Consider the following 14,666-nt stretch of genomic DNA (forward strand, 5'->3'; position numbering starts at 1 on the left):
CCAATCCGGCGGCGGCCCAAGCATGTTAAAGTTCGTCATAAAACGAGTGATCTACCTGATACCCACCCTGCTCCTGGTGGCGGCCATGGTGTTCATGCTCATCCACATGATCCCCGGCGACCCCGCCGCGGTGATCCTGGGGCCGGACGCCACCGCCGAGGACGTGGCCTCGGTGCGCACCGCCCTGGGCCTGGACCGTCCCCTGTACGAGCAGTTCGGCCTGTGGCTGGGCAACGTGGTGCGGGGCGACTTCGGGGTGTCCATCCACTCCAAGCGCCCGGTCATCGACTCCATCGGCGAGCGCTTCCCGGTCACCTTGTGCCTGACCACCCTGGCCCTGATCTTCGCCTTGGTGGTGGCCCTGCCCTCGGGGGTGCTGGCCGCGGTGTACCACAACACCAACAAGGACTACCTGTTCATGATCGGCACCATCCTGGGGGTGTCCATCCCCGGCTTCTGGCTGGGGCTCATGTCCCTGTTGGTGTTTTCGGTGCAGCTGGGCTGGTTCCCTTCCACCGGCTTCGTGCCCATGTGGGAGGAGTTCTGGGAAGGCCTGCGCTACATGATTTTGCCGGCCATCACCCTGGGCCTGTTCATGGCCGCGGTGGTGGCCCGCATGGTGCGCTCCTCCATGCTGGAGGTGCTGCGCCTGGAATACGTGACCCACGCCCGGGCCAAGGGCCTGAGCGAATGGAAGGTGATCACCAAGCACGCCCTCAAGAACGCCTTCGCCCCCACCCTGACCACCATCGGCATCCAGTACGGCATGCTCCTGGGCGGGGCGGTGGTCACCGAGACGGTGTTCTCCCTGCCCGGCCTGGGCAAGTATCTGGTGGTCTCCATCTACATGCGCGACTATCCCGTGGTCCAGGGCTGCATCCTGTTCATCGCCCTGGTCTACGTTCTCATCAACACCATCGTGGATCTGCTCTACGGCTATTTCGATCCGCGGGTGCAGTACTCCTAGGGGGCGGTCATGTTCTGGAAACGCTTTTTGCACAACCCCATAGGCATGATCGGCGTGGCGGTTATCGCCCTGAACCTGTTCGTGGCGGCCTTCGCCCCCCTCTTGGCCACCCACGACCCCCTGACCATCAACGTGGCCCAGCAGTCCGAGGCCCCCTCGGCCGAGCACTGGTTCGGCACCGATGAATACGGCCGCGACATCTACAGCCGGGTCATCTACGGCTCGCGCATTTCCCTGTACATCAGCCTGCTGTCGGTGGTGGTGGCCACCCTGCTGGGCGTGGCCATCGGGTCCTTTTCGGGTTATTACGGCGGTTGGATGGACAACGTCATCATGCGCATCATGGACGCGGTGATGTCCTTCCCGGCCATCCTGCTGGCCATCGGCATCCTGGCGGTGCTGGGGCCCAACATCATCAACGTGGTGCTGGCCCTGGGCCTGGTGTATACCCCGCGCTTCGCGCGCATCGTGCGCGGCTCGGTGCTCTCGCTCAAAGAAAAGGAGTTCGTCGAGGCCTCCAAGGCCATCGGCAACGGCGACGCCTACATCATCTTCCGCCACATCCTGCCCAACTGCACCGCGCCGCTGATCGTGCAGGCCACGGCCAGCCTGGCCTACGCCATCCTGGCCGAGAGCATGCTCTCCTTCCTGGGCCTGGGCGCTCCGCCGCCCGCGCCCTCCTGGGGCAACATCCTTTCTGACGCGCGCAACTTCATGATGGACAACGCCATGATGACCGTGTTTCCCGGCTTGGCCATCACCCTGGCGGTGCTGGGCTTCAACCTGGTGGGCGACGCCCTGCGCGACGTCCTGGACCCCCGGCTAAAGTGACGGCCATGAAATCTCTCTTACAGATAAAGGACCTGGAGGTGAGCTTCCACACCAGCCAGGGCGTGGCCCAGGCGGTGTGCGGGGTCAGCTACGACATCGGCCAAGGCGAGGTATTGGGGGTGGTGGGCGAGTCCGGCTCGGGCAAGAGTATCACCGCCCTGTCGGTGCTGCGCCTGGTGCCCTATCCCGGACGCATCACGGGCGGCCAGGTGCTCTACGAGGGCCGCGACCTGCTCAGCGTGCCGGAAAAGCAGATGCGCAAGGTGCGCGGAGACCGCATCTCCATGATCTTTCAGGAGCCCATGATCTCCTTGAACCCGGCCTTCACCATCGAGAACCAGCTAACCGAGGCCTTGCACAACCACCGCAAGATGAGCCAGAAGGAGGCCCGGGACCGGGCCATCGAGATGCTGACCCTGGTGGACATCCCCGATCCGGCCAAGCGCATCAAGGACTACCCCCACCACCTGAGCGGCGGCATGCGCCAGCGGGTGATGATCGCCGAGGCCCTGCTGTTGGACCCGGACGTGCTTCTGGCCGACGAGCCCACCACCGCCCTGGACGTGACCGTGCAGGCTTCGGTGCTGGATCTGATGCAGCGGCTCAACGAGCGCATCGGCACGGCCATCATGCTCATCACCCACAACCTGGGGGTGGTGGCCGAGTCGGCCCGCCGGGTGGTGGTCATGTACTGCGGCCGGGTGGTGGAGCAGGGGCCGGTGAAGCAGATCTTCGAACAGGCCCGCCACCCCTACACCCAGGGCCTGCTCAAGTCCATCCCCAAGCCGGGCGGCCGAGGCAAGCTCTACGAGATGGAGGGCATCGTGCCCAGCCTGTATGAGCTGCCCCGGGGCTGCCCCTTCAACCCCCGCTGTACCCAGCGCCTGCCCCAGTGCTCCGAGAGCGCTCCCCCCTGGCGCGAGGTGCAGCCGGGACATCATGCCCTTTGCTGGCTCTACGCGTGAAACCATGTCCATGAAGACCATACTCAAGGTTGAAGACCTCACCAAGTATTTCGTGGTGAACCGCTCCCTGCTGAGCTCCGGGGAAGTGGTCAAGGCGGTGGACGGGGTGAGCTTCTCGCTCATGGAGGGCGAGACGCTGAGCCTGGTGGGCGAGTCCGGCTGCGGCAAGTCCACCACCGGCCGCCTGGCCCTGCGCCTCATCGAGCCCACCCGGGGCTCGGTACGCTACCGCGGCCAGGACATCGCCCAGCTCCCGCCCGAGAAGATGCGCAAGCTGCGCGGCGAGATGCAGATCATCTTCCAGGACCCCTGGTCCTCGCTGAACCCCCGCATGACCGTCAAGGAGATCATCGGGGAGGGGCTGCGCCGCCAGAAGGAGCTCAGCCGGGCCCAGCGCAAGCGCCTGGTCTTGGACATGATGGAGACGGTGGGCCTAAGGCCCGAGCACTACGACCGCCACCCCCACGAGTTCAGCGGGGGCCAGCGCCAGCGCCTGGGCGTGGCCCGGGCCCTGATCATGCGCCCCAAGCTGGTGGTGGCCGACGAGCCGCTGTCGGCCCTGGACGTGTCGGTGCAGGCCCAGGTGGTCAACCTGTTGGCCCGGCTCAAGCAGGAGCTGGGGCTGTCGTACTTGTTCATAAGCCACGATCTGGCCATCGTGGAGCACATCAGCGACCGCATCGCGGTGATGTATCTGGGCAAGCTCATGGAGCTGGCCTCCAAGAGGCAGCTCTTCGAGAGGCCGCGCCACCCCTACACCCAGGCCCTTTTCTCCGCCGCGCCCACCACCGAGGTGGGGCGCGAAAAAAATCGCATCATCCTCTCGGGCGACGTGCCCAGCCCCCTGAACCCGCCGCCGGGATGCCGCTTCCACACCCGTTGCCCCCAGGCCCAAGAGGACTGCCGGCAACTGGAGCCCGAATTCAAACTTCTCGCGCCGGGGCACTGGGTTGCCTGCCACCACCCCCTGAACGGCTAGTTCGCGCGCAGACCAAATTCAAGGAGACGTAGATGCAATCCGCCGAGGTTAAACAAAGACTATTCAACGCCGTGGACGAGCTGCGGCCCCAACTGGTGCAGACCCTGCAAGAGCTGGTGCGTATTCCCAGCGTGGTGGGCGACGAGGCCCGGGCCCAGCAGTACATACAAAAGCTCTATCAGGACCTGGGCCTCACGGTGGAGATGGTGGAGCCGGACATGGAGGCGGTGCGCCAGCACCCCGGCTTCATCGACACCAAAGTGCCCTACGAGGGCCGCCCCAACGTGATCGGCACCCTGCCCGGCGACGAGGCCGCGCCCTCGCTGGTCATCAACGGTCACGTGGACGTGGTCTCCGTGGAGCCGCGCAACCTGTGGCCCCGCGACCCCTGGAGCGGCGAGGTGGAGGGCGGCCGCCTGCACGGCCGGGGCTCGGCGGACATGAAGTCGGGCCTGATAGCCAACTACTTCGCCCTCAAGGCGGCGCTCAAGGCCGGGCTGCGGCCCAAGGGCATGGTGCGCCTGATGAGCGTCATCGACGAGGAGGCCGGCGGCGCGGGCGGCACCCTGGCCTGCCTCTTGGCCGGTTACCGGGCCGACGCCCTGCTCATCACCGAGCCCCACGGCATGAACGTGACCATCGCCAACGCCGGGGTCAACCACTTCCGGGTCTACCTGAAGGGCCGTTCGGCCCACGGCGGCACCTCCCACCTGGGGGTCAACGCCATCGGCAAGGTGTTGCCCATCTACCAGGCCCTGGCCGACCTGGACGAAAAGCGCGGCCGCGAGGTGAAATACCCGCTGTTCGAAAAGGGCTCGGGCCGCTCCTGCCACGTCACGGTGGGCACCCTGCACGCGGGCGACTGGCCCTCCACCGTGCCCGGCGACGCGGTGATGGAGTGCCGCATCAGCTTCGTGCCCGGCGAGACCAGGGAGGAGATCCGGGCCCTGGTGGAAAACACCGTGGCCCAGGCCGCCTCCACCGATCCCTGGCTGCAGGAGCACCCGCCCAAGGTGGAGTGGTTCGCCTGGCAGACCAGCCCCTGGCAGCAGGACCCGGAGCACCACTTCGTGCAGGCGCTGATGAGCGCGGCGGTGGACGTGGCCGGGCGGCCGGTGGATTTCATCGGCCGGGCCTCGGGCCTTGACTCGCGCTTCGCCCCGGACTTCGGCATGGTCGCCGCCTGCACCGGCCCCAAGGGGGCCAACATCCACGGTATCGACGAGTACGTGGAGCTGGACAGCGTGGTGGACACCGCCAAGGTGGTGGCCCTGGCCATGCTCAACTGGTGCGGCGTGGCCGATTAGTAAGCCGCATTGCCCCCTTGACCCGAAACGGGCCGCCCCCCCTGGGGCGGCCCGCCTTTTTTCCGCCACCGGGCCCGGCTCGCATTTCCAGCTAATCTAGTGTGATAGCTCGCGCGGTTTGGATATAATTGCGCGGACAAGGCTCCGAGGCCGACAGCGGGGGGCGATGCCTTGGTCCACTGAACCAACTTCCCAGGGAGCGCGGCGTTGCATATACCTTCGCGAAGAGTTCTGTTGGCGATCCTGGCCCTGACCGGCCTGCTGTCGCTCCCCCCCGGCGCGGCCCTGGCCAAGGGCGGGCCTCCCGCCGCAGACCAGGTCCCTACGGTGAGCGTGAGCGTGGTCCCGGAGATGGAGGTGAACCCGGCGGCGGAGTTCGTGGGCCGGGTGGAGGCCATCCAGACGGTGGACCTCAGGGCTCGGGTGGAGGGCTACATCACCCAGGTGGCCTTCACCGAGGGCGGGGCGGTGAAAAAGGGCGAGCTGCTCATCCAGCTGGAAAAGGCCCCCTACCAGGCCAAGGTGAACGAAGCCAAGGCCAAGGTGGCCCTGGCCCAGGCCTCCCTGGACAAGGCCCTGCGCTACATCAACCGGCTCAAGTCGGTGCGCTCCGGCGGAGTGGCGGCCACGGACATGGACAACGCCCTGTCGGCCGAAGAAACCGCCAAGGCCCAGCTGCAGGAGGCCAAGGCCAGCCTGCAGCAGACCGAGCTCAACCTGGGCTACACTTCCATCACCGCGCCCATCGGCGGGGTCATGGGCCGGGCCCAGTACACCCTGGGCAACCTGGTGGGCCCCACCTCCGGGGCCCTGGCCCGCCTGGTGCAGCTCGACCCCATCCGGGTGGTCTATTCGGTCAGTGAAAACGAATACGTGGCCGCCAAGATGAAGGCCGGCGCCAACCCCGAGCAGCTTCCCGCCGAGTTGGTGCCGCGGCTCAAGCTGCCCGACGGCCAGATGTATCCCCCGGCGGGCAAGCTGGACTTCACCGAGCCCCAGGTGGACCCCGGCACCGGCACCATCGCCCTGCGCGCCGTCTTCCCCAACCCCCAACGCTTGCTTCTGCCCGGCCAATACGTCACCGTGTTCATCAGCCGCCGCCAGGCCCGGCTCATGCCGGTGGTCCCCCAGGCCGCCGTCCTGGAAGACCGCCAGGGGCTCTACGTGCTGGTGGTGGATAAAAACGACCTGGCCCAGCGCCGGGGCATCGTGCGCGGGGCTCCCATGGGCACCGGCTGGGCGGTGGAATCGGGGCTCAAGGGCGGGGAGACCATCATCGTGCACGGCCTGCAGCGAGCCGTGCCCGGCCAAAAGGTGAACCCGGTCCGCGAAACGGGGCGCTAGGCGCAAACCGCCATGATCAGCCGCATCTTCATAGAACGCCCGCGACTGGCCATCGTCATCTCGGTGGTCATCGTCATGGCCGGCATCCTGGCCCTGTTCAGCGTCCCGGTGGCCCACTATCCGCGCATCACCCCGCCGGAGATCCGGGTGCGGGCCACCTACCCCGGAGCCAACGCCGAGGTGTTGGCCAACAGCGTGGCCGCGCCCGTGGAGGCCGGGGTCAACGGGGTGGAGAACATGCTCTACATGAGCTCCACCTGCTCCAACAACGGCCAGTACGATCTGAGCGTGTACTTCGAGGTGGGCACCGACCCGGCCATCGCCCAGGTCAACGTGCAGAACCGGGTGCAGCAGGTGACCTCCCAGCTGCCCAGCGAGGTGGTGGACCAGGGAGTGGAGGTGCGCTCCCGCTCCTCCGACAGCCTGGGCGTGCTCAATTTCTTTTCGCCCAAGGGCACCCACGACGCGCTGTTTTTGTCCAACTACGTGAGCATCAACGTCAAGGACGCCCTTGCCCGGGTCAACGGGGTGAGCGAGGCCAGGGTCTACGGCGCGCTGGACTACAGCATGCGCATCTGGATGGACCCCCGCCGCCTGAGTGCCCTGGGCATCACCGCCGAGGACGTGATCGCGGCCATTCGCAAGCAGAACATCCAGGCCGTGGCCGGCTCCATCGGCACCGCGCCCAGCAGCTCCAGCCAGCAGGTGCAATACACCCTCCGGGCCGAGGGCCGCCTGAAAAGCGTGGAGCAGTTCAAGAACATCATCGTGCGCGGCAACGAGGCGGGCGGCCTGGTGCGCGTCAAGGACATCGCCAGGGTGGAACTGGGGGCCGAGACCTACACCCGCTCCTCCACCCTCAACGGATCGCCCGCCCTGGCCATGGGCGTGTACCAGACCACCGGGGCCAACGCCTTGGACACGGTGGAGGCGGTCAAACAGGAAATGAAGCGCCTGGCCAAGCGCTTTCCGCCCGACCTCGAGTACGAGTTCACCTACGACACCACCCGCTACGTGCGAGCGGCCATCAGCGAGATAACCTTCACCCTGCTCATCACCTTCATGTTGGTGGTGGCGGTCACCTTCCTGTTCTTGCAGGACTGGCGGGCCACCCTGATCCCCTCGCTGACCATCCCCGTGTCCCTGGTGGGCACCATGGCCGTGCTGTTGGTCCTGGGTAACACGGTCAACACCATCACCCTGTTCGCCCTGGTGCTGGCCATCGGCCTGGTGGTGGACGACGCCATCGTGGTGGTGGAAAACGTGCAGCGGGTCATGGTCGAGGACGGCCTGCCGGCGCGCCAGGCCACCCTGAAGGCCATGGGCCAGGTCACCGGCCCGGTCATCGCCACCACCCTGGTACTGTTGGCCGTGTTCGTGCCCGTGGCTTTCACCCCCGGCGTCACCGGCAAGCTCTACCAGGAGTTCGCGGTCACCATCTCCACGGCGGTGGTGCTGTCGAGCGTCAACGCCCTGACCCTCAGCCCGGCCCTGTGCGCCGTCCTGCTGCGCCCCGCCGCCCCCATCGCCTGGGGCCCCCTCGCCTGGTTCGGCCGCCTGCTAGGCGCCTCGCGCAACGGCTACGTGGCCGTGGCCTCCTGGCTGGTGCGCCGCCTGGTGGTGGCCGGGGCGATCCTGGTCCTGGTGTGCCTGGCCGCCTACTTCCTGTTCGCCAGCCGACCCACCAGCTTTTTGCCCAAGGAGGACCAGGGCGTCTTTTACGTAAACGCCCAACTCCCCGAGTCCGCCTCCCTGGCCCGCACCCGCCGGGTCATGGCCCAGGTCAGCGGCATCGTGGGCAAGATACCCGGGGTGCAGAGCATCATCGCCATCAGCGGCCTGAGCTTCATCTCCGGCACCAACGAGAATGTGGGCATCGCCATCTGCGTGCTCAAGCCCTGGGACGAGCGCACCACCAAACAAACCCAGCTCGCCGGGCTCATGTCCCAAGCGCGGCGCGAGCTTTTGGCCATCCCCCAGGCCGAGCTGTTCGTGTTTTCCCCGCCGGCCATCCGGGGCCTGGGGCGCACCGGCGGCTTTGACTTCCGTTTGCAGGCCCTGGGCAACCAGACTCCGGCGGAGCTGGGGGCGGTGACCCGCGCCCTGGTCATGGCCGCCAACCAAGACCCGCGCCTGAGCCAGGTGTTCACCACCTACTCGGCCGACGTGCCCCAGATTTTCATCGACCTGGACCGCACCAAGGCCGAGGCCCTCAAGGTGCCGGTGGCCAGTGTGTTCAGCACCCTGCAGGCCAACCTGGGCTCGCGCTACGTCAACGACTTCAACCTGTTCAACCGCGTATTCAAGGTGAAGGTGCAGGCCGACCAGGAGTTCCGCGACGCGGCCGAGGACATCCAGCGGCTCTACGTACGCAGCGAGACCGGCAACATGGTGCCCCTGCGCAGCCTGGTCCGGCTTTCCAAGGTGCTGGGGCCCCAGGTCATCACCCGCTACAACCAGTTCCCCACTTCCCAGCTGGACGGCGAGGCGGCCACCGGGCTCAGCTCCGGCGAGGCCATGGAGGCCATGGAGCAGGTGGCCGACAAGACCCTGCCCCAGGACTACGCCTACGAGTGGTCGGGCCTGAGCTTCCAGGAGCGCAAGAGCACCGGGCAGGCTCCCCTGCTGCTGGCCCTGGCCTTTTTGTTCGGCTATTTGTTCCTGGTGGCCCAATATGAAAGCTGGACCATCCCCCTGGCGGTCATCACCTCCATTTCGGTGGCCAGCCTGGGGGCTCTCCTGGGCCTGTGGCTGGGGGGCCTGAGCCTGAGCGTCTACGCCCAGATCGGCTTGGTGCTGTTGGTGGGCCTGGCCAGCAAGAACGCCATCCTCATCGTGGAGTTCGCCAAGACCCAGCGCGAGGCGGGGCTGCCCATCGAAGAGGCGGCGGCCATGGGGGCGCGCATCCGCTACCGGGCGGTGCTCATGACCGCCTTCTCCTTCATCCTGGGCGTATTCCCCCTGGTGATGGCCGAGGGCGCCGGGGCGGCCAGCCGCCAGGCCATCGGCGTCACCGTGTTCTCGGGCATGATGGCCGCCACCCTGGGCGGCATCTTCCTCATCCCCGCGCTCTACGCCGGGTTCCAACGGCTGCGCGAGCGCCTGAAGGGGCAAAGCGGCAAGCAAGGCGGCGAAAATGCCATCTAGGGGCCCGGGCAGGGCGGCGCTGGGCTTGCTGGCCGCCGGGATGCTCCTGGCCGGGGCCTGCGCCCCGGTGGGGCCGAACTATACCCCGCCGGTGACCAAGGCGCCGGACGCCTGGCACAGCAAGATGGAGGACGGCCTGAAGCCGGGCTCCCCCCAGGCCGCCGAGCTGGCCCGCTGGTGGGTAAACCTGGGCGACCCCACCCTCACCGGGCTCATCAACCAGGCGGTGGCCGGCAACCTGAACCTGAAGCAGGCCATGGCCCGGGTGCGCCAGGCGCGAGCCCTGCGCGGGGTGCGCGAGGCCGGGCTGTGGCCCACAGTGGACGCCGGGGCCCTGGCCCAGTTGCACCGCGACACCGCCTCGGGCGACACCGGCACCATCGACCAGTGGTACCGCGCCGGCTTTGACGCCGGCTGGGAGATCGACGTGTTCGGCGGGGTGCGCCGCTCCATCGAGGCCTCCCAAGCCGAGTTGGAGGCCAGCCAGGCCAACCTGCGCGACGTGCTTATCTCGCTCACCGCCGAGGTGGCCCTCAATTACGTGGAGCTGCGCACCTATCAAAACCGGCGGCAAACCGCCCAGGCCAACCTGAAGAGCCAGGAGAACACCTACGGCTTCATCCGCTCGCGCCACGAGGCCGGGCTGGTCAACCGCCTGGCCTTGGAGCAGGCCCGCTACAACCTGGAGAACACCCGCTCCCAGATCCCCAACCTCACCAGCGGGGTGGAGGCGGCCATGAACCGCCTGGCGGTGCTCTTGGGCCAGGCGCCGGGCAAGCTCTCGGCCCGCCTGGCCGCCCCGGCCCCGGTGCCGGTGCCGCCGCCCTCCGTGGCGGTGGGGGTACCCACCGAGGCTCTGCGCCGCCGCCCGGACATCCGCCGGGCCGAGCGCCTACTGGCCGCCGAGACCGCCCGGGTGGGCGTGGCCGAGGCCGAGCTCTACCCCAAGTTCCGCCTGGCCGGCAGCATCGGCCTGGCCGCGGTCAACTCCGGCGATTTCCTCACCCCCGGCACCAGCGGGGTGTGGAGCGTCCTGCCCTCCATGTCCTGGCGGGTCTTTGACGGCGGGGCCATCCGCAGCCGCATCGCCGCCCAGACCGCGCTGCAAGAGGAGTTCCTCTTGGCCTACGAGACCACGGTGCTCAGCGCCCTGGAGGAGGTGGAGAACAACCTCACCGGCTACGCCCAGGAGCAGATGCGCCGTCAAAGCCTGCGCCAGGCGGTGGACGCGGCCAAGGAGGCCGAGATGCTCTCCCAAGACCTCTTCGGCGCCGGGCTCATCAACTTCGACAGCGTGCTGGACGCCCAGCGCTCCCTGCTCTCCTTCCAGGACCAGTTGGCCATCAGCGAAGGGGTGGTCACCGCTCGGCTCATCGCCCTGTACAAGGCCCTGGGCGGCGGCTGGGGCGCCCTGCCTCCCGCGCCATCTCCCCCCGCCCCCAAGGCCCCGGCCAAGCAATAGGCAACCCGCCCCTATAAAAATAGGCCGCCCCAGAGGGACGGCCCATTTTTATGCCGCGCGTCGCTTAATTATTGGGCCGGACGGACCTGGGCCTTATCAAAAGCCTGGATGCGCCGGGCCGCGTTGGCCTTCAGGTTTTCATAGAAAAAGGAATAGTCGTAGGCGTGGTACACCCCTGGGCCAAAGGGCATGTGGTCCAGGTCCTGGGGGTCCGGCGGATTCACCACCAGTCCGCCGTCCACGTTTTGGGCCGAGGTGTAGTGGGGCTTCTTCCGGTCGGCGCCATCATGGGGGAAAAACACCGCGCCCAGGTTGGCGGCGGCCGGGACCAGTTCCCCGTCGGTGCGCCAGGACAGGGGGTTCACCGAGACGGCGCCCGGCCGAATGGTGGGGGCTTTTTGCTGATACCCGGCGGCCACGCTGTTGTAGGCGACGATGCAGCCGGTCTGCTCGGCCGAGCGGCACATCCGCAGGGCCGGGTATTGCGCAAGATCGTCCTTGGTGATGGACCAGCCGATGAGGTAGGCGGCCACCAGCTTGTTTTTCAGCTCGGGCCGCTGGAAGTTGGCGCGGGCGAACCCGGCCAGCAGGTTGGAGCCTTGGCTGTGCCCGGCCAGGATGATGGGCCGCCCCTAGTTGTAGTGCTCCAGGTAAAAGTCGAAGGCGGCCTGCACGTCGCCCAGGCCGATGCCCAGGTAATGGTCTTGCTGCTTCTGGTCCAGGGACAGCACCGATATCTTTACCTGACGGTAGAGGGGGGCGTAGAGGTTGGCAAGGTCCGCGAACACGCTGGCCTGGCTGCGGATGGTGTAGAGCGCGTCTTTTTTCATCTCCGGGTCGTCGACCTTGGCCACCATGGCCTGGCCGTTGTACACGGTGGGATAGACCCAGAACACGTCCACCGGATGCTCCGTGGCCTGGGGAAGGTGGAGCCAGTTGGCGGCCAGCGCGTAGTCCGGACCCCGCTCCTGGGCCGATGCCCCCAGGGCGGGCAGGCACAACGCCCCCAGCAAAAGACAAATTATCCCCAGGGCGGCGGCAAATTTCTTGAACTTCATGTTGGGTTGTCCCTGTGGCAGGCTGGGGGTGAACATAAAAAATCAGCGGCGGCTCCTTAACAAGGATGCCGCCGCTGATTGTCCATGACCAACCGGGACGCTGTCAACCGTTTATGGCTTGGCGCGCGCCTTGAGGCGCCGCAGGAAGGCCAGGTGATGCTCGCCGCCCAGGCTCAGATGGCGGTAGAGGTGCAGCTTGGCCGCGTCCTCGATGAACATCCACACCAGGCAATAGCCCCACACCAGGCCCACGTAGCTCCAGGGTATGGGGGCCACGATGATGCCCAGGCCCACGATGAGCACCGCCACCGTCTGGGTGCCCAACACGGCCAGCAGCAGCACCTTGGCCGGGTAGGGGCTCTTCCAGAAGGGCTCCTTGGTGCGCACCACCAAAAGGGTGAGGTGCCCGGCCACGGCCAGCTTGAGATAGATGAACGACTGCAACTGGGGAACGCTCAGATCCAGGTATTCGCGGGCGATGACCAACAGCAGGAAGGTCTCCACCACCCCGATGAGCCCCAGCGCGGTGGACAGGGTAAGCACCCGGCGCATCTCCCAGCGCACCGGATGGGGGTCCAGCCAGGTGTTGTCGTAGGCGATGGTCATGATGGGCAGATCGTTGAGCAGAGCCAGGAGGATCACCAGCACCGTGGTGATGGGGTAGATGTTGAACACCAGCATGGCCAGCACCACGAAGAACATGATGCGGATCGTCTCGGTGATGCGGTAGATGGCGTAGGAGTTCATGCGCTCGAAGATCTTGCGCGCCTCCTCCACCGCCCGGATGATCACCGACAGCCCCGGCGCGGTGAGCACCAGCGAAGCCGCCGCCCGGGCCGCGTTGGTGGCCCCGGACACCGCCACCCCCACGTCGGCCTGCTTGAGGGCCGGGGCGTCGTTGACCCCGTCGCCGGTCATGGCCACCAGGTGGCCCAGGCGCTGAAGCGCCTTGACGATGCCGAACTTGTGCTCCGGGAAGACCTGGGCGTAGCCCTCGGCCCGTTCCACCTTTTCCCCCAGCCCCTGGGGCGGATCGGCCGGGTCCACCCCCTCGGCGAACAGCTCCTGGGCCACCTGGATTTCCTGGCCCATGCCCAGTTGGCGGGCTATCTCCTTGGCGATGGCCTGGTTGTCGCCGGTGACCATCTTCACGTCGATGCCATGCTCCCCGGCCTGGCGAATGGTCTCGGCCGAGTCGTCGCGGGGCGGGTCGTACAAGGGCAACAGCCCCAGGAAGCGCCACTTGCCGTCCTCGTCCGCGCGGGCCACCCCCAGGGTGCGGTAGCCCTTGGCGGCCGCGGCCTCCACCACCTCATCGGCCCTTTGGCTATCCGCCCCGGTCAGGCCGCAGAGCTGGGCGATCACCTGGGGAGCGCCCTTGGTGCACTTGAAGCTGTGGCCCTCGCGGCTCAGGGTGGCCTCGGTGCGCTTGCTCACCGGGTCGAAGGGCACGAACGCGTCCTGCCGGTATTGGGCCAGGAGGGAGCGGTCCTGGAGCCCGCCCAGCACCGCGTCGTCGATGGCGTCGCGGTTTTCCTCCTTGGAGGCCAGGCTGGCGGCCAGGATCAACTCCTGCTCGTCGGCGGCGGCGAAAACCGCGGGCTGGCCCAGGGTGAGCTGGTTCTTGGTCAGGGTGCCGGTCTTGTCCGAGCACAGGATGTCGATGCCCGCGATCTCCTCGATGGATTGCAGGCGCGAGACGATGGCCTTTTCCTTGGCCAACGACAGGGCCCCCAGGGCCATGGTGAGCGAGAGCACCGCGGGCATGGCCACCGGGATGGAGGCCACCACCAGGATCAGCACGAACTGGAACACCCCCAGGGCGCTGTCCCCCCGGAAAAGCTGGGTAAGCACCAGGATCACCGCCAGGCCCAGGCTTATATAGATGAGGTAGTCGCCGATGGTGAGCACCGCCTTCTGGAAGTGGGAGGGGGCCTCGGCGCTCTCCACCAGCTTGACGGTCTTGGCGAACTTGGTCTTGTCCCCGGTGGCCACCACCACCGCCTGCATCTCCCCCTGCTTGGCCACCGATCCCGAATAGGCCACGTCGCCCTCGGCCTTGTCCACGGGCAGCGACTCGCCGGTCAAAGCCGACTGGTCCACGCTGAGGAAATCGCCCCCGAACAGCTTGAGGTCGGCGGGCAGGATGTCCCCGGCCCTGAGGCGCACCACGTCGCCGGGCACCAGGTCCTCCGCGCCTATTTCCTGCCACTGGCCGCCGCGCCGCGCCCGGGCCTTGAGGGCCAGCTCGCCCTTGAGCGCCTCCAGGGCGTTGTCCGCCTTGCGCTCCTGCCAAAAGCCCACCGCCGCGTTGAACACCAGCATCACGCAGATGATGATCATGTCCGACCAGTGGCGCACCACCAGCGACAACACCGCCGCCGCCTCGATCATCCAGGGTATGGGCCCCCAGAAATAACCCAGCAGCTTGAGCAAAGAGCTCTTTTTGCGCTCCTCAATGGCGTTGGGCCCCACCTGGGCCAGACGGCGGGCCGCCTCGGCGGCCTCCAGCCCCTGGGGATTGCCGCCCAGGCGCTCAAAGACCTGGTCCAGGCTCAGTTTTTCCGCGTCTTGGGATTCAAGATAGGTTTCCGGCATAATGCACG

Annotated in this window: 9 protein-coding genes and 1 pseudogene; 8 read left to right on the forward strand and 2 right to left on the reverse strand. The window is 67.2% G+C overall.

The features are described 5' to 3' along the window. Positions 1-22 precede the first annotated feature (22 nt). The 8 genes from AACH32_RS18215 to AACH32_RS18250 all read left to right on the forward strand — a co-directional run bounded on the left by AACH32_RS18215 (position 23) and on the right by AACH32_RS18250 (position 11,002). Entirely contained in the window at positions 23-967 is a 945-nt protein-coding gene (locus tag AACH32_RS18215) for an ABC transporter permease (RefSeq protein ID WP_338602712.1), read from the forward strand. A gap of 9 nt (positions 968-976) precedes the next feature. Continuing rightward, positions 977-1,798, forward strand: a complete 822-nt coding sequence (locus AACH32_RS18220; RefSeq protein WP_338602714.1) for an ABC transporter permease — start codon at positions 977-979, stop codon at positions 1,796-1,798. A 5-nt stretch (positions 1,799-1,803) separates the two neighbouring features. Further along, positions 1,804-2,763, forward strand: coding sequence for an ABC transporter ATP-binding protein (locus AACH32_RS18225; RefSeq protein WP_338602716.1), 960 nt, complete (start codon positions 1,804-1,806; stop codon positions 2,761-2,763). Positions 2,764-2,767: 4 nt separating this feature from the next. Beyond that, positions 2,768-3,742: an ABC transporter ATP-binding protein gene (locus AACH32_RS18230; RefSeq protein WP_338602719.1), complete on the forward strand. Its 975-nt coding sequence runs from the start codon at positions 2,768-2,770 to the stop codon at positions 3,740-3,742. 32 nt (positions 3,743-3,774) lie between these two features. Beyond that, entirely contained in the window at positions 3,775-5,049 is a 1,275-nt protein-coding gene (locus AACH32_RS18235; RefSeq protein ID WP_338602723.1) for an ArgE/DapE family deacylase, read from the forward strand. Positions 5,050-5,283: 234 nt separating this feature from the next. Further along, positions 5,284-6,393 (forward strand): efflux RND transporter periplasmic adaptor subunit, encoded by a 1,110-nt coding sequence (locus tag AACH32_RS18240; RefSeq protein ID WP_338602725.1) that lies wholly within the window; start codon positions 5,284-5,286, stop codon positions 6,391-6,393. A gap of 12 nt (positions 6,394-6,405) precedes the next feature. After that, positions 6,406-9,540, forward strand: a complete 3,135-nt coding sequence (locus tag AACH32_RS18245; protein ID WP_338602728.1) for an efflux RND transporter permease subunit — start codon at positions 6,406-6,408, stop codon at positions 9,538-9,540. Beyond that, positions 9,530-11,002 (forward strand): efflux transporter outer membrane subunit, encoded by a 1,473-nt coding sequence (locus AACH32_RS18250; RefSeq protein WP_338602730.1) that lies wholly within the window; start codon positions 9,530-9,532, stop codon positions 11,000-11,002. Before AACH32_RS18245 ends, AACH32_RS18250 begins: the two co-directional genes overlap by 11 nt. Positions 11,003-11,070: 68 nt before the next feature. Here the strand turns inward: AACH32_RS18250 and AACH32_RS18255 are convergent. Both AACH32_RS18255 and AACH32_RS18260 read right to left on the reverse strand, forming a co-directional pair. Beyond that, a pseudogene (locus AACH32_RS18255) lies at positions 11,071-12,096 on the reverse strand (DUF3089 domain-containing protein). A 75-nt stretch (positions 12,097-12,171) separates the two neighbouring features. Next, the gene (locus AACH32_RS18260) at positions 12,172-14,658 is read right to left on the reverse strand and encodes a plasma-membrane proton-efflux P-type ATPase (RefSeq protein WP_338602732.1); all 2,487 of its coding nucleotides are present in this window, start codon (positions 14,656-14,658) and stop codon (positions 12,172-12,174) included. Positions 14,659-14,666 lie beyond the last annotated feature (8 nt).

The organism is Desulfoferula mesophila, from assembly GCF_037076455.1.
GTDB lineage: Bacteria > Desulfobacterota > Desulfarculia > Desulfarculales > Desulfarculaceae > Desulfoferula > Desulfoferula mesophila.

What these genes read in the sequence shown, in the direction of transcription:
- AACH32_RS18215 (WP_338602712.1), top strand. Translation starts at nt 23, where the DNA reads ATGTTAAAGTTCGTCATAAAACGAGTGATCTACCTGATACCCACCCTG.
- AACH32_RS18220 (WP_338602714.1), top strand. Translation starts at nt 977, where the DNA reads ATGTTCTGGAAACGCTTTTTGCACAACCCCATAGGCATGATCGGCGTG.
- AACH32_RS18225 (WP_338602716.1), top strand. Translation starts at nt 1,804, where the DNA reads ATGAAATCTCTCTTACAGATAAAGGACCTGGAGGTGAGCTTCCACACC.
- AACH32_RS18230 (WP_338602719.1), top strand. Translation starts at nt 2,768, where the DNA reads ATGTCCATGAAGACCATACTCAAGGTTGAAGACCTCACCAAGTATTTC.
- AACH32_RS18235 (WP_338602723.1), top strand. Translation starts at nt 3,775, where the DNA reads ATGCAATCCGCCGAGGTTAAACAAAGACTATTCAACGCCGTGGACGAG.
- AACH32_RS18245 (WP_338602728.1), top strand. Translation starts at nt 6,406, where the DNA reads ATGATCAGCCGCATCTTCATAGAACGCCCGCGACTGGCCATCGTCATC.
- AACH32_RS18250 (WP_338602730.1), top strand. Translation starts at nt 9,530, where the DNA reads ATGCCATCTAGGGGCCCGGGCAGGGCGGCGCTGGGCTTGCTGGCCGCC.
- AACH32_RS18260 (WP_338602732.1), bottom strand. Translation starts at nt 14,658, where the DNA reads ATGCCGGAAACCTATCTTGAATCCCAAGACGCGGAAAAACTGAGCCTG.